Annotated in this window: 23 protein-coding genes; 5 read left to right on the plus strand and 18 right to left on the minus strand. The window is 69.7% G+C overall.

Annotated elements, in window-relative coordinates:
• Nucleotides 1-189: 189 nt before the first annotated feature.
• Nucleotides 190-987, minus strand: a complete 798-nt coding sequence (locus ACZ6S0_RS49250; protein WP_465927410.1) for a hypothetical protein — start codon at nucleotides 985-987, stop codon at nucleotides 190-192.
• A gap of 528 nt (nucleotides 988-1,515) precedes the next feature.
• Nucleotides 1,516-2,043 carry an AAA family ATPase gene (locus ACZ6S0_RS49255; RefSeq protein ID WP_465927412.1) on the minus strand — a complete coding sequence of 176 codons (528 nt, stop codon included), beginning with the start codon at nucleotides 2,041-2,043 and terminating at the stop codon, nucleotides 1,516-1,518.
• A gap of 135 nt (nucleotides 2,044-2,178) precedes the next feature.
• Between ACZ6S0_RS49255 and ACZ6S0_RS49260 the strand changes: the two genes are divergently transcribed.
• Nucleotides 2,179-2,478 carry a hypothetical protein gene (locus tag ACZ6S0_RS49260; RefSeq protein ID WP_465927414.1) on the plus strand — a complete coding sequence of 100 codons (300 nt, stop codon included), beginning with the start codon at nucleotides 2,179-2,181 and terminating at the stop codon, nucleotides 2,476-2,478.
• Here the strand turns inward: ACZ6S0_RS49260 and ACZ6S0_RS49265 are convergent.
• On the minus strand, nucleotides 2,421-3,374 hold the full coding sequence (locus tag ACZ6S0_RS49265; RefSeq protein ID WP_465927416.1) for a helix-turn-helix domain-containing protein: 954 nt from the start codon (nucleotides 3,372-3,374) through the stop codon (nucleotides 2,421-2,423). The two genes, ACZ6S0_RS49260 and ACZ6S0_RS49265, sit on opposite strands and share 58 nt — an antisense overlap.
• 158 nt (nucleotides 3,375-3,532) lie before the next feature.
• On the opposite strand from ACZ6S0_RS49265, the gene ACZ6S0_RS49270 reads away from it, so the two are divergent.
• On the plus strand, nucleotides 3,533-4,306 hold the full coding sequence (locus ACZ6S0_RS49270) for a glycosyltransferase family 2 protein (protein WP_465927418.1): 774 nt from the start codon (nucleotides 3,533-3,535) through the stop codon (nucleotides 4,304-4,306).
• Nucleotides 4,307-4,725: 419 nt separating this feature from the next.
• Here ACZ6S0_RS49270 and ACZ6S0_RS49275 read toward each other — a convergent pair whose 3' ends face one another.
• From ACZ6S0_RS49275 to ACZ6S0_RS49300, 6 genes are all read right to left on the minus strand, one after another.
• Nucleotides 4,726-5,070, minus strand: coding sequence for a hypothetical protein (locus tag ACZ6S0_RS49275; protein ID WP_465927420.1), 345 nt, complete (start codon nucleotides 5,068-5,070; stop codon nucleotides 4,726-4,728).
• Between the two features lie 3 nt (nucleotides 5,071-5,073).
• Nucleotides 5,074-5,538, minus strand: a complete 465-nt coding sequence (locus ACZ6S0_RS49280; protein ID WP_465927422.1) for a hypothetical protein — start codon at nucleotides 5,536-5,538, stop codon at nucleotides 5,074-5,076.
• A gap of 258 nt (nucleotides 5,539-5,796) precedes the next feature.
• A complete protein-coding gene (locus ACZ6S0_RS49285) occupies nucleotides 5,797-5,931 on the minus strand; it encodes a hypothetical protein (RefSeq protein ID WP_465927424.1) in 135 nt (44 codons plus the stop codon).
• Between the two features lie 466 nt (nucleotides 5,932-6,397).
• Nucleotides 6,398-6,598: a hypothetical protein gene (locus ACZ6S0_RS49290; RefSeq protein WP_465927426.1), complete on the minus strand. Its 201-nt coding sequence runs from the start codon at nucleotides 6,596-6,598 to the stop codon at nucleotides 6,398-6,400.
• A gap of 160 nt (nucleotides 6,599-6,758) precedes the next feature.
• Nucleotides 6,759-8,006 carry an AlbA family DNA-binding domain-containing protein gene (locus tag ACZ6S0_RS49295; protein WP_465927428.1) on the minus strand — a complete coding sequence of 416 codons (1,248 nt, stop codon included), beginning with the start codon at nucleotides 8,004-8,006 and terminating at the stop codon, nucleotides 6,759-6,761.
• A 201-nt stretch (nucleotides 8,007-8,207) separates the two neighbouring features.
• Nucleotides 8,208-9,587 carry a hypothetical protein gene (locus tag ACZ6S0_RS49300; protein WP_465927430.1) on the minus strand — a complete coding sequence of 460 codons (1,380 nt, stop codon included), beginning with the start codon at nucleotides 9,585-9,587 and terminating at the stop codon, nucleotides 8,208-8,210.
• Between the two features lie 336 nt (nucleotides 9,588-9,923).
• On the opposite strand from ACZ6S0_RS49300, the gene ACZ6S0_RS49305 reads away from it, so the two are divergent.
• Nucleotides 9,924-10,097: a hypothetical protein gene (locus tag ACZ6S0_RS49305; protein WP_465927432.1), complete on the plus strand. Its 174-nt coding sequence runs from the start codon at nucleotides 9,924-9,926 to the stop codon at nucleotides 10,095-10,097.
• 344 nt (nucleotides 10,098-10,441) lie between these two features.
• Here the strand turns inward: ACZ6S0_RS49305 and ACZ6S0_RS49310 are convergent, their stop codons facing one another.
• From ACZ6S0_RS49310 to ACZ6S0_RS49320, 3 genes are all read right to left on the minus strand, one after another.
• Entirely contained in the window at nucleotides 10,442-10,873 is a 432-nt protein-coding gene (locus tag ACZ6S0_RS49310; RefSeq protein WP_465927434.1) for a hypothetical protein, read from the minus strand.
• A gap of 481 nt (nucleotides 10,874-11,354) precedes the next feature.
• Complete coding sequence (locus ACZ6S0_RS49315; protein ID WP_465927436.1) at nucleotides 11,355-12,008, minus strand: hypothetical protein; 654 nt, start codon at nucleotides 12,006-12,008, stop codon at nucleotides 11,355-11,357.
• A 5-nt stretch (nucleotides 12,009-12,013) separates the two neighbouring features.
• The gene (locus ACZ6S0_RS49320) at nucleotides 12,014-12,970 is read right to left on the minus strand and encodes a hypothetical protein (protein WP_465927438.1); all 957 of its coding nucleotides are present in this window, start codon (nucleotides 12,968-12,970) and stop codon (nucleotides 12,014-12,016) included.
• A 325-nt stretch (nucleotides 12,971-13,295) separates the two neighbouring features.
• On the opposite strand from ACZ6S0_RS49320, the gene ACZ6S0_RS49325 reads away from it, so the two are divergent.
• Complete coding sequence (locus ACZ6S0_RS49325) at nucleotides 13,296-13,940, plus strand: hypothetical protein (RefSeq protein ID WP_465927440.1); 645 nt, start codon at nucleotides 13,296-13,298, stop codon at nucleotides 13,938-13,940.
• Nucleotides 13,941-13,979: 39 nt separating this feature from the next.
• Nucleotides 13,980-15,170 carry a hypothetical protein gene (locus tag ACZ6S0_RS49330; RefSeq protein ID WP_465927442.1) on the plus strand — a complete coding sequence of 397 codons (1,191 nt, stop codon included), beginning with the start codon at nucleotides 13,980-13,982 and terminating at the stop codon, nucleotides 15,168-15,170.
• Between the two features lie 611 nt (nucleotides 15,171-15,781).
• Here the strand turns inward: ACZ6S0_RS49330 and ACZ6S0_RS49335 are convergent.
• The 6 genes from ACZ6S0_RS49335 to ACZ6S0_RS49360 form a co-directional block, all read right to left on the minus strand.
• Nucleotides 15,782-16,360, minus strand: coding sequence for a DinB family protein (locus tag ACZ6S0_RS49335; protein ID WP_465927444.1), 579 nt, complete (start codon nucleotides 16,358-16,360; stop codon nucleotides 15,782-15,784).
• Nucleotides 16,361-16,455: 95 nt separating this feature from the next.
• Nucleotides 16,456-16,833, minus strand: a complete 378-nt coding sequence (locus tag ACZ6S0_RS49340) for a hypothetical protein (RefSeq protein ID WP_465927445.1) — start codon at nucleotides 16,831-16,833, stop codon at nucleotides 16,456-16,458.
• A 461-nt stretch (nucleotides 16,834-17,294) separates the two neighbouring features.
• Nucleotides 17,295-17,831, minus strand: coding sequence for a hypothetical protein (locus ACZ6S0_RS49345; protein ID WP_465927447.1), 537 nt, complete (start codon nucleotides 17,829-17,831; stop codon nucleotides 17,295-17,297).
• A gap of 101 nt (nucleotides 17,832-17,932) precedes the next feature.
• Nucleotides 17,933-18,157: a BRCT domain-containing protein gene (locus ACZ6S0_RS49350; protein WP_465927449.1), complete on the minus strand. Its 225-nt coding sequence runs from the start codon at nucleotides 18,155-18,157 to the stop codon at nucleotides 17,933-17,935.
• Between the two features lie 213 nt (nucleotides 18,158-18,370).
• On the minus strand, nucleotides 18,371-18,778 hold the full coding sequence (locus ACZ6S0_RS49355; protein WP_465927451.1) for a hypothetical protein: 408 nt from the start codon (nucleotides 18,776-18,778) through the stop codon (nucleotides 18,371-18,373).
• Between the two features lie 4 nt (nucleotides 18,779-18,782).
• On the minus strand, nucleotides 18,783-23,057 hold the full coding sequence (locus ACZ6S0_RS49360; RefSeq protein WP_465927453.1) for a polymorphic toxin type 27 domain-containing protein: 4,275 nt from the start codon (nucleotides 23,055-23,057) through the stop codon (nucleotides 18,783-18,785).
• Nucleotides 23,058-23,216: the final 159 nt, after the last annotated feature.

The following is a 23,216-nucleotide window of genomic DNA, read 5'->3' on the forward strand; positions in this document are numbered from 1 at the left end:
AACCTGGCCACGCCAGGGTGATCCCGGGCCAGGCGCTGGTAGGACACGTCGAAGGCGGCCCGCACCGCTCTGGGCCGGCGGAACACAGACTGGGCAGGTTGCAGGTGACCGGCAGCAGCGGCAGCCCGGCCGACACGCTCGCTCAGCTCGGCGGCCACGCTGAGCGAGACGGAGCCGTGCGGGGCGTGGTCATGAGCCGTCTGCGTCCCGGTGCCGGTCGCCGACCTCGGCGTTGGGATTCGGCCGGCTCTTGGCGCCGGGGATGACACGCACCGCGACCGCGGCGTGCGCACGGCAGGCGAGTTCCTCGTATCCCTTGCCGGGCAGCCACACCAGAGCCTCGGCCAGGTGCTCGGCATCGCAGGGGCTGCCGCTGTCGTCGTCCAGGTCGTCGCCGCGGATCAGTTCGCACGTGATGCCGTAGGCGGTGGCGCGGTCGACGGCGGCGCGTGCCTGCTGCAGGTGCATGGCGGCCGTGCCGAGATGGCCGCGGGCGAGGGGGTGGAGCTGCTCGCCGCCGTCGCGGGCGGCCTCGTCGGTTTCTGCCCGGAGCCTCTCAACCGCGTCCAACAGCTCCATCAAATATCGTGTCAAGTCCGTGTCGCTGCGCCTCTCGTACGCCTCGTAGCGGCGGATCTCCGGGTCGGCCGGATGCGCGATGGGGCCGATGACGCCGGGCGTGGCCAGCCGCCGCTCGGTCAGCGTCAGCACCGGCGTGCCCAGCATGTGCCGCATACCGTGCTCATCCGGCGCGCTGGTGGCGACCTGCTCACCCGGCCCCGCCACCTGACCTGCCTCGTTGGCCAACGTGAGCTGGCGCTGGGCGACGAGGGCCCAGGCGTTGTGGTCGGCAGGGTCGGAGCCGGGCTCGATCTGCGCGTCCTCCACGAACACCAGCGCGTCGGGCTCGACAGTGGCGGCCACGGCAGCCAGCTCGGCGGCGGTGGCGATGAGGCGTGGCCGATCTGCCGGGTGGGACTCGTTCATCAACGGCTCGTTTCGCACAGCGGGTTCAGGCAGGGTAGCGACTCTGCGGCCACCACCAGAGCGTCTCACAAGGGGAGGAGCCCTCGTTCCAGGTCGTGTCCATCAGGTGCGCAGATCCCCCAGTGCCTGGAACAGGCCGGCGGCCCGGGTCTCGATGGCTCTCTGCAGCCCGCGGCCCGGCAACGTTTCGACTCCCGAGCGCGGCGAAGCCCAGCCGCCCGGCCTCCGACCAGCACACAGACTCCCCGTCCCAGGACGGACCGGCGATGAAACCTACGGGCTGCGGGTGCCCCCTACGACTGGATCACCGAACGCATCCCCGACCTCACCACCTGGCTGTGTCCGCCAAGGCCAGCGATGTCCCACCAGTAGATGCCAAGTGCCAGTTCGCCGTCGTGCTGGACCACATCACGAAAATGGCAGAGCTGCGCCGCGACCTCCCCGGCCAAGGGGCCGCATACTCAGGATGGATGTCCGCTCCGCCTGCGATCTGGTTGCCGACATGCTGATCGCCCACCCCAACACAGGTCAGCACGACTGCTCAAGCGTGGAGGCGTGGTCGCTCAAGGGGTGGACAGCACGGAGGATCAGCTCGACAGTCTCATCCAAAGCGCTGTCGCCGCCGACGATCGTCTCGATGCCGCCAGGGAGGATGTCCTGGGCCAGGTACCAGCGCCGCATCTCCTCAGGGCCGAAGCGGGCGTGCTGCGGTCGGGTCTGATGCCTGCGAAGCGTCTCTTCCCAGGAGACATCCAGGTAGAAGGCACGGCTGGCGCCGCGGTGGTCGCGAAACAGTGCCTGCAGCATCTCGCCGTAGCGACTGCGCGCGAGGATCCCTTCCAAGATCACGTGGTATCCGCGGTCCAGCGTGTGACGGCACATCAGATCCAGCAGCCCGATGTTCACACCACCGGGCCTGTCCTTCTCCCGCAGGATGTCGCGGCGGACCACATCCTGGCCGATCAGAGCCATGCGGTGCTGATCGTATGTGTCCCGCACGGTCCGCGCGACGGTGGATTTGCCCGACCCCGAGTTGCCGCGAATGACGATGAGCACCGTGGAAGCCGAACCAGTGAGCACCGCACGACAGCAGCGGATCCGCCCGCCGGTTCCGGGGCGAACAAGAGGAACCTGAGGGGCGAGGTGGCCCAGGGTGTGGCCAGCACCTCAGGGCTACTGCGGCGAGGACAGGTGCGTGAGTTCCGCCCGGAAGCGCTGCACCGCCTGGTAGCTGCAGTGAGCGGCGAATACGGTGTCAAGGTCGCGGCCGCGGGCAAGAATCACGGCGGCGGGCCGTTCGGTGTTCAACGCCTGCCGCCCGTGGGCGGCCGCCTCGTCGATGTGGCCCAGCTGAGCGCACCCGATGGCCCGATCCAGCAGGACGATCGCTTGGCGTGTGGCAGCGAGAGGGCAGCGCCGCTGACGGCGTGCGCTCATGAGGTCTGCGTGCTGATCTCGGTCATGATCTGGCGCAGGAAGCTGCGGGCTTGATCGCCGGACAGGGCCGAGGCGTGCAGCCGCTCCCAGCTGCGGCGGTATCGGTCGATGCTGCCGCGGTCGGTGATGTGCAGCTGGGTGTGCGTGGTCGCCACCGACACCAGGGTGTCGTCCTTCGTGGCGCCCTGGTAGAGGGTGAAGCCATTCAGGGCGATGGCGCGAGGTCCGGGGATGAGCCCGATGAATACGTTCGACAAGGTGCTCAGGGAGGCAACGCGGTCCAGCTGGGCCAGGTGGGCGGGCACCGGGTTGTAACGGGTGCGCAGCGCCGCCTCCGCGATCAGGAACTCCAGGCGTTGCTCTCCATAGAGGATCACCTGGCGGCTGACTCGCTGGGCCGCCTGAGCGGCACGCTTCTCGGGCGGGCCTGGGAAGGGTCCGATGGCGAACTGCTGGCGGGCGTACTCGGCGGTCTGCAGCAGATCGGGGATGACGGTGAGTTCCAGGTTGAGCACGGTCTGGGCGCTGCTTTCGCGCTGACGCACCTCGTCAGGAATGGCGTAGTCGCGGGTGTGCGCCTCGGTGAATACCTCGCCGGTCAGCTCGCGCAGCATCTGCCGGGACTCCTCCGAGGCGCCCACGGCCTCAGCCCAGGCGGTGACCACCGGCAAATCCGGCAGCCGCGCGCCGGCTTCGATCCGGGAGAGCTTGGACTGGCTGATCCCCACCCGGGCGGCGAGCTCCCGGCCAGTCAGCCCGGCCAGTTCGCGCAGCCGCCGCAGCTCCGCCGCCAGACGTTGTCGCTGGTCGGGCGGGTACGGAGCCCGGCCGGGGTCCGGAGCCATCACCTCGTCGACCTCCCCTCGCGCAGCACCGGCGGCAGCACCGCGCCCGTACCTCCATTGACCCCCTGTGCGGAAGCCCACTATCACTTCCATGATGACAGGCATGACGGGCACCGTCTGCCCGTCGCCGAAGCATTGCCGCGGCGCTGAATAGAGCTGAGCAATAGTTAGAACCAGATACGACGACCTGCATGTCAGCTCCTATTCGGTTGCGGTGCTTGAATGGACCGTCGTTCCTGATCTGGTTGGCAAGGAGATGTGCTGTGCCCCTGGTGTCTGTCGTGATGCCCGTGTACAACTCGGCGGCCGCCCTCGGCGCGGCGGTCCGATCGGTGCTCACGCAGACTCACAGCGACCTGGAGCTGCTGGTCACCGACGACCAGTCCTCCGACGGCTCCATGGATCTGCTTCGCGAGTTCGCCGAGCATGACGAGCGCGTTCTGCCGGAGTCGGCACCCGAACGGGGCGGTGCCGGCCGGGCCCGCAACCTCGCCATCGAGCGGGCCCGCGGGGACTACATCGCGTTCCTCGACTCCGACGACATGTGGCTGCCGGACAAGACCGACAAGCAGCTCGCCTTCGCCGCAGAAGGCGATGCGCCGTTGACGTTCACCTCGTACTTCAAGATGGACGCCGACTACGCCGGCGAGAGCACCGACTGGGTTCCGAACGGGCGAGTGATCCGTGCGCGAGAGCACGTGGACTACCGCGCGATGCTGGTTCAGGACCACATCGGTGCTCTCACCGCCATGTACGACCGCAACGTCCTAGGCACGAGACTGATGCCGGCGATGCGCAAGCGCCAGGACTACGCCCTCTGGCTGTCGATCATGCGGGACGGCGCTGACGCCCGGGGTCTGGCTGAGCCGCTTGCGGTGTACCGGGCCCACCAGGCGGGATCGCTGTCCTCCAACAAGATGTCCTTGGTCAAGTACAACTGGGCCCTGTACCGCGAACACGAGCATCTGTCGGTCCCGCAGGCGACGCGGGCGCTGTCCGGCGCCGTGTGGCAGTCGCTGCGCAACTCGCGCATCTAGCCCCGTACACGGGTCCGGGGACGCGGTCTCATGCCCCTCCCGCCTCAGGGCCTGAAGGGGAGGTCCGGCCAGGTGCTCCCCGTCGTGGGTCGCTACCTCGTACGTGCCGGGGTCGGCGTGCGCACAACCCAGCCCTTGCCTTCGCAGCCATGTGGCATCGGCGGGAAGATCAGAAACGCGGTCCGTGACATCACGCCCTACGGTTGCCAGGAGTAGAGGCCCGGAACTGCGTGCCGTCTTGCCTCCCGGCTTTCGTCGCTCGCCGACACCACCGCGGCGCGACGAAACGGCGCCCGGTACGTCAACAAGCGAGCGCTGATTGACGTACCGGCGCCGCCTGGCGTGCCAAGGGCCGCCAGGCCGACGTGTTGGAGCCCCGCACGGTCAGCGATTCGGACCGTCTCACGCGGACGGCTCGCTCATGGTTCGTAGAAGTCTGGGCCGTAATAGTCGTCCAGGTCCTCCACGATGGGCACGGGCGGCTTGTCGGACGGCTCCCCGAAGAAGTCGTCCGGGTCATCACCGTACGGATCGCGCGGCGCGGGGCGCTCGGCGCTGAGCACGGCGGCCAGACGGGCGCCGAACCGTACCTCTGCCTGCTTCCGCTCGCGCGGCGTAAGCCGGGCGTCCACGCCTACTGCGCCGTCCACCTGAAGCGCCGTGCTGAGCGCCTTCTCGGCGGCCCGCAAGCGCTCCCATAGGTGAGCCACCGGGTCGTCGGCAAGAGCACGCAGGTCGGCGGCGATCGCGCGGGTGCCGTCCACGTCTCACTGGTAGCCGCTCGCGCCCTGCTGAACAACCTCCTCTAGGATGTCGGCGGCCAGGCGCAGCAGCTCCGGCTCCGGGCACCTCTCGGCGCGGTTTGCCTGGGTCACCTGGTCCTGCACGTCCCGGGTGATCTGCTGTCGATGGTCGTGCACCATCACCCGCTCGGCGCTCGTCATCGCGGGGTCGTCGACGGCGTTTGCGAACAACGCCACGGCGCGCGCCCAGCGCCGGGCCAGCCGGGAGTGCATCGGCTCCACCGGGTCGGCCAGGCGCGGCGGCAGCTCCTCCAGGACCTCCATCAGCTCTACCGCGCCGTCCGGGACGAAGCCCATCAGGTCCACGTCCAGGTTCGTCGTCCACTGGGTCGTGTCGATCGGCCAGTCCTTGCGGCCGGTCTGCCACAGGTCCAGCACGCGGCCCGCGCGGTGGTGGATCGGCTCGGTGTACGGGCTGCCCGTGGTCACGTCCCGGGTCAGGCGTACCAGGGCGTGCCGCCACCAGTCGCGCTCGGCGATCTGGGGGCTGTGCTGGCCGTGCTCGACGACGTGCGCGCCGAACTCCTCGACGTCGTCGGCCGGGGCGAACTCCGCCGTGGCGGTCGCGGCGATGTCGGCGGCGTGGGCGCTCGGCGGCGACGAACGGCGTGCGTATCTTGCCGTGGCTCCACGATAGTGGTGGCCACCGTCACAAACCAGCCTTCTGCGGGCTAGGGTGCGGTTCGTTCAGTAGCGGCCGACGCTCACGCTCACATCATGCCCGGTCGGCAGCAGACCGGCACCGGCGTAGCCGGACCAGCCGTCGTCGGGCGCGGCCAGCACCAGCTCGCCGATCTCCTTCAGGACCGCCCGGTCAGCCACGACCAGGCAGGCCCGGATCGGGCCGCCGGCCTCCAGGTCCTCGCGGACCTCCAGGACGGTGATGCCCTGCGCGGGCAGCGCCTCGCTCCAAGGGATCAGGTCGCGCAGCAGGGGCGGCGTGTTCGGCCGCGGTGATCCCCGTACGGCGCACCGCGCGCTCGCCGATGGTGCTGGTCATGGGTGTGGCCAGCGCGTCGACCGGGATGCCGTCGATGCGGCCGTTCGCCGTCCAGCCACCGTCAACGTCGGCAGGCGGCGGCAGAGCCAGCCCAGAGCGGTGGCGATCGCTTCCACGACGGCGCGCTGATCGTCTCGGCTCATGCGCAGGGAGGCTGGGGTGACCGTCACGGCTGGCAGCGATGCGTGGGTGAGCTGGCAGGTGACGGTCACCGGCAGAAGCTCGCCGGCGCGCTGCAGCAGGGTGGCGGCCGCGCTGAGCAGGGCGGCAGCGGCCGGTCGGAGCTGGTCATGAGCCGGTGTCTCCGTCCGGTTGGGGATCGCCGTAGCGGGCGTTGGGGTTCGGCCGACTCTTGGCGCCGGGAATGGTGCGAACCGCGACCGCGGCATGCACCGGGCAGGCCAGTTCCTCGTAGCCTTCGTCGGGCAGCCACACCAGAGCCTCATACACGTGCTCGGCGTCGCAGGGGCTGCCGCTGTCGTCGTCCACCTCGTGGCCGCGGATGAGCTCCCTGCCCGAGGCCCGAAACTACCTGGAGTCGGCGGTCAACGCCGGGCTCGTCCCGGCCGTGGAACTGATCGACAGGGGATAGCGCGCGAGCCTGACCACCATCAGCGACGAGATCGAGCGGCAGGCCACCTTCTCTGAACTACTGGTTGTCCGGGTCGCCGCCTTTATCCGGGTCGGTGAGCGCTGACGGGTAGTACCTCTCGGTGTCGAGGGCTCGAAGAAGGGGACCGACGAGGCGGCGGGTGATCGCGCCGGGTGTCTGGTTGAGTTCGGCCCACGTGGTCACCGTGGCTGCGGTATAGGTGTCCCGGTCGTAAGGGGGGCCGTCGTCCCAGGAGTTTCGGCTGGGTGCCGCTCGGAGGCCGTGAAGGCCGGTGGCCCCCAGAGCCAGCGCCCAGTTGCCGAAGTAGCCCGCTCGCTCACCGGCGGCGACGACCAGGCCGAGGAATCGCCGGGTGCTGGTGACGGCGGCGCTCTCGATGATCATCTGCTCGTCCGGCTTGCTGCCCTGACCGCGGACGCCGGAGAGGCGGCTGAAGAACAGGCGCAGGCCGCCGTCCTCGTGGACCTGCAGCTCGATGGCGTTCTCAGGGTGATAGCTGGTGGTGGGGGTGAAGTCGCTGCGGTTGGCGAGGTTGGAGGTCGCGCGCGCGATCCCGCGGGACCGGCGGTAGCTGCTGCCGATCTCGTTGAGGCCGGGCGAGACGTCGGAGCCGTTGACGGCGGCCTGGATGGCGGGGGTGTATGCCTTCTGGATGAACTCGTGCAGGCCGATGTTCCAGTTGGGTGCGCCGGTAAGGTCCAGGAGCAGGTCCGGTCGCCCAGCCAGCGGCTGGGCGACGAGGAAGAGATGGGCCTGCTCACGGATCTCGTCGGGGATCGGGTCGTCGTCGATTTCCTCCTGCAGCAGCGCCAGGACGTCGTGGTCGGCGCTGCGGCGCTGTTCGTGCAGGCGAACGACTTCGGGGTCGGAGAGTTGGTGCTTGGTCTTGTCGCCGCGGCCCCAGTAACGGCCGTCGACCATGTGAGGTGCGGCGGGGCTGGCTGGGATGTGGATGACCAGGTAGCCCTTGGCGGGATCCGCGCTGGACTCGATTTCCTGGGTGACGACGTTCAGCGGCGGGTCGGGGATGCTGCGAGCGATCTGCTCCATCTTCTCGGCCAGACCCTTGAGCGGCTGGGGGGCGAGGGTGAAGACGCGGTTGGTCTTGTCCTCGGCGATGCCGACGATGAGCGTGCCGCCGTCGATGGCGAAGGAGGCCATGTCCCTGGCCGACTCCTTGTTCGCCCCCTTGGAGGAGGGGACCTCTTTGAGGTCGAGGTAGTGCGACTCGCCGATCAAGCCCTCGTCGAGCGCGGCCTGGAGGTCGGCCTCGCTCCTGGGCATCCAACGCGGCTGGCTTGCCGAAAGGTAGATCGATGTCACAGGCGTCCTCGCAGGTGATCGGCGGATGGATGATGATCAGCAGTATGGCCGTCCCGGTGCGATCATCTCTTCTCCTTTTCCCGGGAGGGCGGCAGTCCGGCTGGCGACCAGCGGGGCGTCTTCATGCCGGGCTCCTCCAGTGCTGGTCATGGGCGGCAGCGTTCAGGAGCGGCGGCGCAGCAGCAGGCGGCTGAGCCGCCCCTGGCTTACCAGGTCGGCCAGCGCATCTGCGTAGCCGGTGATCTGGCTGCCCTCTCGCAGGAGGTCGGGTGCTTGTACGGGAACAGTCCGCCGTCGGCGCTTGGCGGGTCTGCCTCCCGCACGCAGCCGTGCGGCATCCAGGCTGGCGTCGACGTCGGCCAGTCCGGTGACGGGCGCCTCCGGCAGCCAGGGCCAGACGGTGATGGCCGCAGGGTCGGCGGCGTTCACGGCGCCGATCGGGTCGCGGCCGTCGGCCGCCGCCTGAACGGCTGCGGCTGCCGCGAGCACATAGTGGAGGCAGGCGTCCCGATAGGGTTCCTCCACTTCGGCCCGGTGGACGGTCAGCGCCTCGCTGTAGGCAGCGGCTGCTTGTTCGAGCGCGGTGGTGAAGCGGGCCGCGGCCTTGTCGATCGCCCGCCGGCAGGCTTGGGCGGCTCGATCCCGGCGCGCGACGCTGGCGTTGACGCTCGGTGGCGGTGCCAGCTGGCCTTTCTCGGTGAAGGAGACCTCGAGGGCGGGGACGAGGCCGGGGAGGGCGGCGAGGTGCTCCAGGCCGGCGTTCGCCTCGGTCAGGTAGCCGCGCAGGTGCAGGCAGCGCGCCCGCAGGGCGGCCAGGGCCAGGTCGGCCTGCTCGGGCCACAGCGGTACCCCGTCCGGGTGCGGGGCATCGACATCGGGATAGCTGCGGACGTAGTCGGCCCACCGCTGGCGATAGTGGGCACGGCCGGCCTCGGTCAGATGCATGCGGTAGGCGTATCGGCTACCCGAGGGCGCCTGACGTGCCTGCACATACGGCTCAGGGTCGCGTGCGGTGAGCCGCTCCCACGCCATCGAGATCTGCCAGGCTGGGTGGCCACCGTCACCGTCGGCGGCCCACACCTCGGTCAGCATCTTCCACAGGCCTTGCGACAGCATGCCGCGCTTGGGCGACAGAGCCCGCCCCGGATCGACCCCTCCGGCGCGCGCGACCTTGCGCCCCCACGAGGTCATCTGCAGCAGCAGATGGTACTCGGCGAGCAGGGCGGGCTCTTGCCGGGTGTCGATCAGTTTCGCCTCTTCCAGGACTTTCAACGTGGAGCCCGCCCCCTGATCCCGCATGCCCAGGGCGGCCAGCCGATCCTGCAACGCGCCGGTCCCGGCCAAGGTGCTGTTGCCCACCGGCCCGTAGTGCAGCCAGCGCCATTCCGAAGCCGGCCGAGACCGGCCGCCGGCCGGCCACGCACCCTTCGCTTCCTCCTCAGCCGCCTGATCCGCTCGATAGAACACGCGCAGATACTGCTGCTGGCGCTCGTTGAGAGCCTGCCAGGCAGCCAACGCCCGCTCCTCCGCGGTGGCCGTCACACCCTCCTCAAGACGATGATCTCAGTCGGGGCTGTGGTGTGACCGCCCTGCCACGATGGCACGCGCACAGCCATCACCAGCGCAGACCGACCCGGTCACAGTCCCAGCGCGCCCTCACCGCCACACCACCAGCCGAGGCCAGGTTCGCGGACGCTATCCGGCCTGCCGCAGCCCAGCGGCGCGGACGCTTCGAAGCCTATCTTGGTCGCCCAGCCCTCGGGATGGGCATACTCATGGGCGGCAGCAACGGGTGCTCCCATCGGCTCGGCCAGTGTCCGCCAGCCGGGACAGGGACATGCTCCAGGACGACCTGCCCCCGCTCAAAGAGCCCGGGGAGTGAAACGAGAAAAGCCCCGCCTCGGCGGGGCTTTTCTGCTGATGAAGGGCGGCACCTGGCGGGTGTCGCAATATTCGGATCATGTGCGGACGGAAACCGCGACGGTGACTCTCGATGAAGGGCGGCGCCCGGGGAGGGTGCCGCGGCGCTCGATCGCCTGCCATCAGGGCTGAGTACAGCCGGCGCCGGAACTCCTCGTCCCAGCGGGCCCGCCCGTACGCGACCTCATCCGGCAGTGCGTGTTCGTCCATGGCGGTGGCCAGCGGGATGCCGCTGGCCACCGCGTCGAGGACCTGCTCACGCATGCTCGGAAGGAAGACGGAGTCCATGTTGGACCGTAGCCAGATGGTCGTCCGGTGCATGGTGCGCTCCTCGGGATCGTCGGGTCGCTCGTGATGACCCCTCACAGGGGTGATGAGGATGCTCGCCGGGGTGTACCTCGCCAGCGGAGCCGAGCTTGCGATCCCTCAGAGGGAGATGAGATACCGCGACCGTAGCGCCGCCCCTGCGGGACCGTCTACGGATTCGACTCCTCGGGCTCGTCGCGGCCGCCGGTCCGGGCCTCCACGTCGACCGCGTACACGCCGCGCCAGAACAGCGACTCCTCGACCGCCGTCATCGGCCGCGCCGGCGGCGCCGTCTCGGCGTCGAGTTGGGCGACCAGTTCCGATACCGCGTCTCGGTCGCCTGGGTAGCTCCGCCACACTGGGCCGCGGCCGGGGAACCGGGTCTCCGGGGTGGTGCGGTACTGACCGTCAGGCATCCGGGTTGGGCGCTCCGTGTACCGAACGGTGCGGTTGAAGTTGCGGAACGCGGCCTGGGGATTCTGCGGCCACATGGCGATCTGCTTGTCGCTGTTGAATCCCTTCGGCAGGTTCCTGGCCATCAGCATGGCGATACGGCCCCAGATCTCGGCCGGCTGCATGGGCTCGGGGGTGGTTTCGGACATCGTGCACTGCTCCCAGCGTGACGGAGTTGCCGCACGCCATCGGAGCGCGCGGCGGCAATGCGTTGAGATCCTCAGCCCGAGGGCTGCCACTTCTTTCCCGCCGTGGCGGGTCGTGACCGAGGGGGGCTCGGCCTGGATGCCTGTTGGCCGTGACGGGCCTTCGGCTCGACCATAGCGGAGGACACTGACAGAACGAAGGGCCCGAGGGGCAGCAGGTGTCGTTCCACTCGACTGCCTCGGCTTGTATCAGCTGGATGGTGCATCCCCCGCGAGCGTGGGGAGGGCAGGGTCTCGGACTGTAGCCTGCCAGGTTCATCCCCGCAGGTGCGGGGCCAAGTGACGATCCGAAACAGGACTACGGATCACCCCCACGGTCGTGGGGAAGGTTCTCGAACCGAGGTGCAAGCGGTGCGCCTGTACGGTTCACCCCCACGTGTGTGGGGAGCAGGTTGTCAGGATGGCACAAGGGCGGGGTGCCTGACTAGCGGAGGACGCGCCCTGCGATGAGGTCTGTCAGCGCCTCGTGGATGGCCTTGCCGAATGGCGAGTGCAGGATGGGTCTGCTGGAGTGGACGACCTTGCGGAGTAGTTCTCGTAGTGACGGGGCGAAGGTGTCGGCGTTCGCAGTGCCGAGCTTGGCGAGGTCCTCCAGGTACGGGACTCCGCTGTCGCGGTGGGCGCGGAGGTGGCGGTGCAGGTCGAGGGCGGCGTTCAGTGACTTGCCGGGTCCGGCTGCCGTGTTTGGCGCGGGCCACAGGCTGGTGACCACGTTCTTGATGGCCGGTTCGAGTAGTGGGTCGTCGGCCGCGAGCGCGAGTTGCGCGCGGCCGACGACGTGGCCGGCGAGGAGCGGGGTTCCGCAGTATGCGGCGATCCGCTTCTCGTCGGTGTGGCCTGCGCGGTGGCCGATCGCCAGCACCAGGCGCGCGATGGGGGCGACCATGTCCGCGTCGATCCTGGGGAGATCGGGGGCTTTTCGGCCGATGAACAGGACGGTCTGGCCGTAGACGAGTGCGCTGTGCTGGCCGCTGACGGACGGGGCCGCCCATCGGGGGACGTCCAGGGTCTGGCTTTGGTGCTGGTTGAGCTGCATGGATAGCAGGGTGTGCGCCCGTTCTTCGTCGATGTCGGGCATGGGTCTCACCTCTCCTCGGGGTAGGGCGGGTAGTCGTCGAGCGGGTCGGGCTCGGGCGGCTGGGGCAACATCTTGTTGAGGTTGGACTGGCTCATGTCGAGGTGGCGGGCGGCGGCGGACTGGTTGCCGTCGAACGCTTGCACCACGATCGCGGCGGACAGCGACCGTATGCCCCGCAGGCCGGGCAGTACGACCTTCTTCAGCAGGTGCTCGGTGATGGCGGGGATGGCGTGTACGACGTCGGACGCCTCGTCGAGGACCTCCTTGGGGCGGAGCTCGACGTGGTCGAAGTAGCCGGTCGGCACGGTCGGCACGGTCGGAACCTCGGGCACGGTGAAGGTGTCGGCGAGTTGGCGGGCGGCGCGGGCCGCGGCCACGAGGGGGTGCCGCTCGTCGGGGTCGCCGGCCAGGTCATCCTCGTTGCTGCGATAGGCCCACTCGGCGACCTCTGGCATGGGGATTTCGGTCCAATCGCCCTCGTGGTGGTCGAGCCATCGGCCGGAGGTGGTGCGCCACAGGCTGTGGCCGGTCTTACCGGGGGTGATGATCTGTGTGGCCTGGTTGGCGTCGAACCAGAATGCTTCCTTCCAGTCGTGGACGGTGTCGCCGTGCTTGTCGGTTGCGCCGGTGACGATCCGCACGTCCCATGCGGGGTTCGGGGTGGTGTCGTAGTCGCCGTACTCGTCGGGGATGCGGTAGCCGCTGCTGGGCATGTCGGGGCAGGCTAGGGCGACGGCGCAGTCGTCGTCCATCTCTTCGCCGTCCAGCCAGTCGTAGATGCCCTGGGTGGTGATGGGCGTGAGGGTGGGGTCTCCGTCGTGGTGGATGCCGAGGCCGTCGACGACGACGGTGGTGTCCCATCCGCGGTTGGTGAGGATGAGCGCGGTATCGGCGGGTCGCCCGGTCTGCTTGCCGTATTCGTACAGCTCGGTGACGAGGTTCGGGGTGATGTCCAGATTCATGATCGGCTCCAGGGGAGAGGATCGCTTCCACTGACAACATGATTATGGGGGTACCCCCATAGGTTCGCAAGTGGTTCGCGAAACTCGCCCCGTGGAGCCGTACGGAACAGGTCGGGGCGCCTGTTGCTCGTCCAGAAGCACGAGCTTGGCCACCCGCAGGTTCATGTCGGTGCCCGCGTGCCCGGCGACGACACGACCGCCTGAATGTCGTACGTACGGTTCATCCTTGCGAGATGTTCTGAAAGTAAGCCCTAGGGTTGACGATATGTTCGCCCTAGGGTTTCCTTTGAAAGTACGCATCCCACCGGCCCGAAGGGCGGCCCGCATGAGCGAGATCCTCACCACCACCGACCGGCAGCGGCTCGCCGAGCACGTACGCGAGCACGCCCCCGCCGCCCAGATCCTGGAGGAGGTCACCCTCCACCTGGACGCCGACTATCACACCGTCTGGCTGGACACCCCAGCCGGCGAGGTATGGCACGCCTGGAGCGAGCCCGGCGAAGAGGTCTGGCACCTGGACCGCGAACCCGCCCGCGAGGCGCTGGAGTGGCTGAGAAGCCAGCTCGACGGGGCGGGCGTGTTCGACCGGCTTGCCCAGCCCCAGCGCTACGCCGAGGCGGCCGAGGCCCGCTACGTCGAGTCCGACGAGGACGTGATGGCCGAGTTCTACGACATTGAGCTCGCCACCTTCACCGCAGCCGACGTCGGGCCGGACGTGGTGGACCGCATCATCCAGGCGCAGATCACGCGGGCGCGCGGCGAGGTCGCCCGCCTGGCCAGCCTGCGCGCCCACCACGCCCGCAAGGTCTTCAGAGGCGACGGGGCCCGGGGATGGAAGGCCGCCGCCGCCCGCGGCCTGAAGCGCAGCAAGCCAGCCGTCGCCGACGTCCTGGACGACGACGACGCCCGAGCCGCCCGCCGCCGCGAGGAAGCCGCCAAGGCCGTGAGCAGCGACGACGACGGCCGGTGAGACTCGTCCATCTGTTTATAGGTGAGGGAGGAAAAACACATGTACATCTACGCCCTGCTCGCCCCCCGAGGCGTCCACCGCACCATCCTGGCCGGACAAGTCCTCGGCATCGAGGTCACCATCCCCGCCTTGGCCGCCCAGTGCAGCCTGGGAAACATCGACCCGCAGCACCTCGGGCAAGACGCCGCCACGGCGGCGATCGAGGCAGCGCTGAACTGGCCGCTCCCGCCCGCCGGCTCAACGCTCGCCACCGTCCGCGCGGACGCCGACAGCCTGGGCGCGATGGCCGTACTCAGGCTCCGATCGGACGGCCACCAGCCTGCCGCAAACCGGCTCAAGATGATCGCGGACGCCGACAAGGAAGCCGCCGGACCATGGCCCGGCGTCCGGCCCGCCCCGACCCCACAGGACCTCGTCTCCCCAGCCACCCCGGTCATGCACCTGGCCGCCGACCACGCCCGTCCGCTCGACGAGCGGGTCGAGCTCATCGCCACCTGGCTGTCCGGCGACGAGGCCGTCCAGCCGATCCTGGACTGGTACGCCGAGGCCGCGCTTGCCGAGGCCCGCGCAGCGCTGGCCGACCTGGACGTCACCGTGCACGGTCCGGTGGCGGTCGTGGTCGGCTCGCACCGGCTCGCGATGAGCATCGGCTACCGCTGCGCCCCCATGGTCGTGGCCACCAACCCCCAGTTTCGCTTCGCGGACGGGCCCGCCCACCGCAAGCACACCGTGGCCCGCTGGAACACCCACGCGCTCCCGGGCTACCTGGACTGGCAGGCCATGATCGCCGCACTCAACGAGGCCGACCCCGCAGCTACCAGTGGCAGCGGCTGGGCAGGCTCCACCAGCATCGTCGAGTCACCTCAAGGCGTGGCGTCCGGGCTGACCACACCGCAGGTCGTGGACATCATCCGCACGCACCTGGGAGACGGCCTGCAAGAACTGGCGCAGGAACTGGGCGACTACGCCGACTTCTACGAGGGCATGCGCGCGACCGGGCAGCCGTACGACGCCGAGGACGCCGCCGCCGTGGCCACCGCACAACACGCCGTCGCCGAGGCCGTCGCGGCCCTGCGCCCTGCGCCCTCTGAGGACGCCGCCCCGGCGCGCCGGCCCTCGGTCGCGATCTGCCCTCACTGCGCGCCCATCCATGGCCAGGACTACGGCCAACTCCAGGATGACGGTTCCTCCTACCGGTGTATCCGAGGGCACATCTTCACCAGCCTCTAGATCCCCCAGCTCTATCAGATCCGCGGCGGCCGCCTCCCGCCTTGATCACCCGGCGGGAGGCCGAAAAGCCTCCTGGGCTACGCCCTGCGCAGCCTGAAGGTCTTCACAAGCCGACAGGCGGGCCGCTGGCCAGCCCCGGTCACCTGCCGGGCGGGTGATCGCGCCCTGCCGTGGAACGCCGACGCGGTGGCGGCCGCCGCCCAGCCGTCAAACACTGGCGCCGTCCGGGCCCGCCGGCCGGACGGCGCGAACCCCCGGCGACGGCCTGTTCCCCCTGCCTGGTCTGCGGACGCCGCTACCGCTCGCTCGGCCCGCATCTGGCCCGCGCCCACGGCATGGCCGCCGCCGACTACCGGACCGAGCCACCGGCTGCCCGCCTCCACCGCGCTCATGGCCTCGACCACCCGCGCGGCCCTGGGCCAGACGCGCACGGACGCCATGGCCCAGGACTCCGGCCTGATCGAGCGCATGCATGCCGCCACAATCGTTATCTAGGGTTGGAGGACCTTTCAGCAGGTCAGAGGACGATGATCTCTTCTTTCACGTAGGCCAAGTTGACCGAACGCAGCCCCGCCCTCGACGGGGCCACGGTGACGCGATTGTGGTTAACCCTAGATTTGTGCGGCCGCCCTGGCGACCTGCTCGATCTTCGCGCGGTAGGCGGCGCGGGCTTCCTCGTCGATTGGCTTCTCGTGTTCGGCGCGCAACCCGGTCCGGCCGTCGAGGCTCTCACGCAGGATGTCGGCGTGCCCGGCATGCCGGACGGTCTCGCTGAGGACATGGAGCATGATGGCGAACAGGTTCGTGTTCGGATAAGACTCCGGCCACCACGGCACGTGGCCGGGGGCGTCGAGAGGAAGCTCCTTGATCGTCGCGTCCGAGTGTTCCCACGTGCGCCGATAGAACCCGATGATCTGATCGCGGGTCTCGTCCTCGGTTGCCCACTGATCGCTGCCGTCGGAGTCCTGCCACCGGGCCAGCGGTTCCGGGGAAGGACGGTCGAAGACCTCGCCGAAGTACCTGGCCTCGACGGTGGCCACGTGTTTGACCAGGCCGAGGAGGTTGGTCCCGGTCGCTGTCAAAGGTCGGCGGGCGTCGTATTCGGACAAGCCGTCGAGTTTCCAGAGCAGCGCCTCGCGGTCCCGCCGCAGTCTCCCGTGCAGGTTGTCTTTCGCGAAATCGTCGATCACGGGTCACGATCCTGTCAGACTGCGCCGGCGAGCCGTCCAGTTCGTCCCCGACAGCATCGCGCCAGGCATCGCCCTCGATCAGCGACAGGATGTACTCAGGCACGAGCCACCCTCCCGAACGCGCGGCAGCCGACGACCGTCCCGTCAGCGTTGCGGACCTGCTCGTGCGGCACCAGCAGATCCTCCCGCCCGGTCGCGGCCAGCCCCGTCAGCAGCGGGACGACGTACCAGACACCTGGTGCCGGCGCGGGCAGGCCTTCCAGCTCGCCGTAGGAGACGACCGCGACCGGCACCGGTATGCCGTTGACGTCCACCGCCGGGCCGGCGCCGAGATCAGTGGTAACCAGGCGCGCCATCCTGCCCGACGCTGGGATCGCTGCGAGCAGGCCCGCAGCGAGCTCATCGTTCGCGGCCCGGTCGGGGGTGTCCGCACCGTAGATGCGGACGGGATGCGGGGTCATGTTGACCACCATCGAAGTCCTCCAGAGGGCGGCCAGAACCCGCAGGCCCTGGCCTAGTTCCCTCGAAGGGGCGAATGAGGTGGTGCGTGTGATTTCTTCTACTTACTACATAGGGATGGACGGAACTTTCCATCCGCTTCTGACCTGGAGCTTAGCGCTCCGTACCCAGTTGGGCGTAGAGCACCCCCTTACAGGGTAGATCAAATCTTCGCCCGCCAGTAGTTGCGAGCGTGCGACGCAAACCCGTCCTCTCGCGCAGCGGGCCCAGCTCAGCAGCGCGCCTGGCCTGGGCGCATGTGGGCGCAGCGGCGACACCGGCGGCCCCGTCGACGCCGACCGCGCTGAGGAGCGCTTCCGCCCGTGTGATGCCGGCACCAAACTACCCCCCGCCACCACCACGGGCCGGCTGGTCGCTGGGCCCGCACCGCTCCTGTCGACGGCGTCGTGGCGGATGATGTGCGGGCGCGGACCGCCTACCGGTGGCCCACACGAGGTCTGACGTTCCAGCGCTTTGCCTTGACCGGGCCCTTCGACTGGTCCCACAGAATTTCGTCGTGCAGGATCAGCGCCCATCCGCGACGAGGGATCTGGCAGAGATCCCCGACGCCGAGCTGCCCGAGCATCCGGACTACCAGTCCGGGCCACTCCGCGTCGTGGAGTCCTATGAAGGGCGACGGACACGCGAAGACCTTCAGCCGGCCATACCCCTGCCAGTTGGTGTGGGTGTAGTCGAGCGACTGTGCGGCCCACGCTGTGAAGTGGGAAGTCGTTCCATGGTCAGGCAGTTTGAACTCCACTCCGAAAGCGGGCTCGGGGTCCTTCCACAGTGACGCATCACGGGGACGCAGGATGGCGTCGATGCGGAGATTGCGCCCCGAGCAGTGCACCCCCGGGACCTCGCGCTGGATGGTGAACCACTGGCCGAGTTCGCCCAGCGCCCATTCGGCCAGTTCTGCTTCGCTGGTCAGCCAGGGATGACTGAGGGGAAGTCTAGGACGAAGCACGATCATTTCCTCTCGAGCCTGAACTCCCGGGATGGAGGCGCGAGCCATCTGCACAGCTCGCGCCGGACACACACGCGTGTCGGATCGCGCCGGATCGGCAGGCCGCTCTACAGGAACGCGCGAACCTGGGCGGCGAAGTCCTCCGGGCTGACGATCTTGACGCCGAGCGCTTCTGCCTTGGCGCGCTTGGACCCTGCCTTCTCCCCCGCGACGAGCAGGCTCGTCTTAGCGGAAACCGAGTTGGAGGCCCGGCCGCCGGCGCGCTCGATGAGCTCTGCCCCGCTGATCGGCGGGCAGCTCGTTCTGGCACTCCGCCTGCGGGGGCGTCGCACATGCAGTGGTTGATGGTCCCCAGGTGCCGGTTGGCAAATTGTGCGGCGAGCAACACAGCCTGCCCACCCGGCTCTGACCGGAACCGCAGACGCCCGCCCGGCCCTGACCGGAACCTCAGGAGAGCGACACCCCTTGGCCACTCCTGTCACCGGCCCGAAGGTCGCCGTAGACGACCGCTGCCGGGCCCAGAGGGTCTGGGCCCGGCAGAACACCTAGCCGACGAAGCCCCATCGCGCTGGGTAGTTCGGCGGCCACGGCTTGGCGAAGTCGAACAGCCACTCACGGTCTGCCGGCGGATACTCCGTCTCCCGCCACGCCGGCTCGCTGCCGACGACGAAGCTGCCGCCGTGCCGCTCCAGCATCCACGTCCACTCCCTCGCGTCCGCCTCCAGCGCGTGCTGCACGCTGAGCTCGGCGAATTCGGCCGTCGACGCGCGCCGGACGTGCAGCCCGTCCCGGTAGACGGGCTTGAGCAGCATCAGCTCGACGTGCCCGATGTAGACCTCGACCACGGTGGTGGTCGCGTCCACCGCGACGGCGTCGCTGCGGAGCAGCAACTGCCGGTGCGACGGGTCGAAGCGGACGACGCGGAAGAGCCGTCCTTCTCTGATGAACTCCATCTCGCTACCCCGGAGGCGCCGGCGGGTTCGGGTACACCCTGGTGAGTTGCCCGCCCTGGGTCATGTAGAACTCGACCGAGTCCCAGGTGCGCTTTTCCAGCCTGTAGGCCCGCCGTAGCTCTGTCATCTCCCACGCGGTCCCGTAGCCGCTGCCCGGCTGTGCCACCATCTGCCAGTTCCCGGCGGGCACCTGGTCGCCGCGCGCCAGCAGCGCGGTCAACGCCTCGTCGGCGGTACGGGCACCAGGGACACCGTCGAGGCTGACGGCCAGCCGGATGTTGGGGTTGCCCACGGCCTCGGTGACCGCGGTCATCCAGAGGGGTCTCCCGTCGCCATTCGGATGTGGTGCTCCCAAAGCCCGATTGTTGAGCGTGAACGCGTTCGTCAGTCCCGTGGCCAGGTCGTCGGAGTAGGGGTTGATGCCCAGGACGACATGGTCGCCAGCCTTGACGATTTCATCGCAGTCATTGTGCACCAGAATCGGGGTCGAACCCGCGTACACGTAGTACGTGTGGTCGACCTCGACCTCGAAGTTGTACACATCGACGGGCCCGTCGCTCGCCGACACCGCGAGTACCCGGTTGGCCCTGCCGGACGGATCCTGGAGCGCGTCGCCCGGGCGCAAATCCTGCGACTGGGTCCAGCCCCGGCCCTGGACCCAGAACCGGTGACCCTGGCTCGCCGCCAGCGTGCCGCTCTGGGTGGTGATCCGTACCAACGAGTCCACCGATCGGTGGAACAGCCGGGTGACCGCGCGCAGGGTTCGTTTGCCGGTCGTCGGGTCGGCGGACCAGACCCTGTCGCCGACCCGGATGTCCTCGATCTTCCTGGGGCCGTGCTCGGTGTCGACGAGCGTGCCGGCTACGAAGCATCGCCCGGCCGCCAGTAGGTTGCCGGCGCTACGCTCCAGGCCGGAGATCGCCGTCGCGGGAAGCCCGGAGGACCGGAGCCGGAACAGCGCCGCCGAGATGCCAGTCCCGCTGGCCATCGCTGAACGCATGGACATCGCGTACACGTAGCCGGTTTTGATCATCGGCGGGATGACGATCCCGCCGATGGCCCAGGCGCAGTTGCCGAGGGTCCCGCCCTGGCCGACTATCTTGTTCCAGCAGCCCACGTAGTCGTGGACCAGTGCCCGGGCCAGGCTTTCGATGACGGAAGCGGTCAGCTCCCAGCCGTTGATGTGGGTGCGCTCGGTGTAGCGCACGTCGAACGGCCCGCTACCCAGATAGTCGAGGTCGAGGGCCTGCGTGCAGTCGGCGATGGAGTGACCGGCGATTGGGCAGCTCAGCAGGTAGTAGTCCTGGTCGCCCCAGAGGTGATACTCCAGGTCGATGTCACAGCCGATGTCGTCGCCCGACCCGGTGCCCACGCAGTCGCTCTTGGGATTGATCTCGTACCACGGCTCGTACACGTAGGCGATCAGGCCCGCCATGCCTGTCGGACCCGATTCTGAGGCGCGACCCGCCTCACGGGCACGGTCAGCCTCGTCCTCGGTGCGCCGGGCGGCCTCCTGGGCTTCCTCGGCGAGTTCGCGGGCGCGTGCCGCCGCCGCCTCGGCCGTCGTGGCGTCCTGCTCTGCCCGGGAGGCGATGTCACGTGCGGTGACGGCGTCGTTCTCGGCCGCGGTGGCCGCGGCTCGGGCGGAGGCGGCGTCCAGCTCGCTCTCGTGGGCGGAGTCGCGGGCCTGGCTCGCGTACCCCGCGGCGGTGTCGGCGGCCGTTGCGGCGGCCGCCGCGTCCTGGGTGGCCCGGCGGTCGTGCTCGACGGTGTTGGCCTCGGCCTGTACTGCCGCCCTGGCCGCCGCCGCGGCGTCGGCCGCGGACTCTCGGGCATCGGAGAGCGAGGCGGCGGCCTCGGCCGCGGATTCGGCAGCCTGCGCCGCCGCGGTGGCGGCTGCCTTGGCATCCGCGTCCGCCTTCGCAGCCAGTGCCGCGGCCTCGACGGCTGCCCTCTGCGCCTGGGCGGCCTTGGCCTGGGCGACCGCGGCCTGCTGGGCGGCGAGTGTCTTGGATGCCTGGCCGGTCAGCACCGCCAGGCCGGCCGAGGCGTCGCTGTCCTTGAAGGGTGAGCCCAGCTCGATGGCGTCGTTAGCTGGCTTGACCACCTGGGCGGCGGAGTCGCGGGCGGCGAGAGCCGCCTGAGCCGTGGAGTACGCGAACCCGGCCGTACGCACCGCGCTGACATGGGCGGCGTCGGCCTGCTCACGCGCGACGGCCGCGTCGATCTTGGCCTGGACCGCCGCGGCCTTGGCGGTGTCGGCGTCGATCTTGGCCCGGCGCACGTTCTCGGCCGCCGCCTCCGACGCGTCGATGGCGTCAGCTGCCGCGGCGCGGGCCGTTTTGACGGCGGCATTGGTGATCGCCACATCGCGCTGTGCGGCGTCCGAAGCGGCCCGGGCCCGGCCCGCAGCCGCCTCGGCCCGCGTGGCCGCCTCGCGGGCGGCGGTCGCGGCCGCGGTGGCCTCGTCGGCGGCGGCCCGAGCGCTGGTGGCGGCAGCGGTCGCGCGGTCGGCCGCGGCCCGCGCCTGAGTGGCGGCGGCCCGCGCACCCTGCGCGGCTTCGGTGCCCTCGACGGCGGCGGCGTGCGCCTCATTGGCGGCTGCCCTGGCCAGCATGGCGTCCCGCTGGCTCTCGGCCTGCCTGGCGCGGTCACGGGCCTCGGCCGCCTCGCGCTCGGCCTGTAGCGCCGCGTCCTTCTTCCGCGCCGCCGTGGCGCCGGCCGCCTCGGCATCGCCGAGCGCGGTGGCCGCCGCCTGGCGCTGGCTCTGGGCCGTGGCCTCCGCGGCCGCGGCCTTGGCCCGCTCCCTGGCGGCGATCTCCTTCTGCTCCTCGGCCTTGTCCCGCTCTGCCTCGGCGGTCGCGCGCTTGGCCTTGGCATCCGCGGCGGCGTTCTTGGCGGTCAGCTCGGCGGCCTCGGCCCTGGCCTGGGCGTCCCTGGCCGCCGTGGCGTTGACCGCGGCCTGCGCTGCCTGGGTAGCAGCCCCCTCGGCGGCGGCCTTGGCCTGCGCGGCGGCCTCCTCGGCGGCGATGCGCCGGAACTCGGCCTGCGAGGCGCGTGCCCGCGTCTCGGCCAGTTCCATCAGCGTCTTGCTGTTGGCGGCGGAGGCACGGGTGGCGTCGGAGGCGGTCTCGGTGGCCCTGGCGACGGCCACCGCGGCCGCGGCCGAGGCCCGGGTGACCTGGACGGCTTGCTGGCCGTAGAGCAGGCCGCGGCCGCGGGGCAGCCCGGCGCTGTCGGCGACGACGTACGCGGCCTGCTGCGCCGCCACCGCGGCGTCGGCGTGCTGCAGTGCAGACTGAGCGGCCCTGGAGGCGACGAACACTCGCCCAAGTGCCTTCGCCTGAGCCTCGACGATGTCGCTCTTGACCCTGGTGAACTCCGCCGCGTCGGGGTACGACAGGTTGGTGTCGGGGTCCTCCTTCAGCCAGAACGCCTGCCAGTCGGCCAGCCGGGAGGCGATGATCGACTGGCCGAGCGCCTCGCCCAGGGCCTGAGTGGCTACCTGGAGGTCGGCCGTGGCCTGGGCCTCCTCCTTCAAGATGGTGTCGCGCTGAGCGCGTTGGCCGTCCACCTCCTGGGCCCATTCCGCCGAGGCCGCGGCGAACTCGGCCGTGAGAACCTTACGCGGGTCCTGCGGGTTGTGGGTGGTACAGGAGGCGTAACGGGCCTTGAGGTTCTCGACGTCGATCCGGAACTCCATGCTGTCCGGGTCGGGCGCGCTCTCCGGGAACCCGCCGGAGGCCAGGAAGGCCCGCGCGTCGTCGGCATACATGGGGTGCATCCACGTCATGTCCTCCCACGCGCGCCATCCCTCGTAGTCGGGGTGCGGGGAGACGTCCGGGTAGCGGACCGCGGCGATCTGGTTGACGGCGTTCACGGACTCCTGGCTGGCGAGAGGGGTCTGGTCGACGTAGAAGTCGCCCTCGCTCTGCCAGAACTGATTGGAGATCCAGCCGGCCAGTCCCACCTTCTTGAAGGGGTCGTCCTCAGCCTTGATGTCCTGGAATGAGGCCACCGTCGGGTACCCGTCCGGCTTCGTGACATTGAGTGACTCCTCCCACACGGAGTGGCGGTCGGCCAGCTCGGTCATCTTGGCCCGGGCTCGGTCGTCGTCAGTGTCGTAGGCGAGGCTGAGCGGTGTGCTGGTCCAGTGGTCGTCGGCGGCGGCCTGCAACAGCTCGGCGTCGGTGCCAGCGAGCCCACCGCGGGCGACGGACTTCATGTCCTGGCCGCCCTTGCGCTGTACGACGGTGAGCAGACACTGGGCTGCACGCACGTCGGCGGCGTGACTGAGGTCGTACTCACCGGCTTCGGCAACGGCGGCGGCCGGGCGGAGCCCTGGCAGAGGAACCAATTGCGCGCCGGAGACGAACACGGCGGCGGAGGTGAGAGCTGCAGCGGTAACCCGCAGCCGCCCTAAAAGGGGCATGTCAGT

Source organism: Nonomuraea sp. NPDC051298, assembly GCF_055586305.1.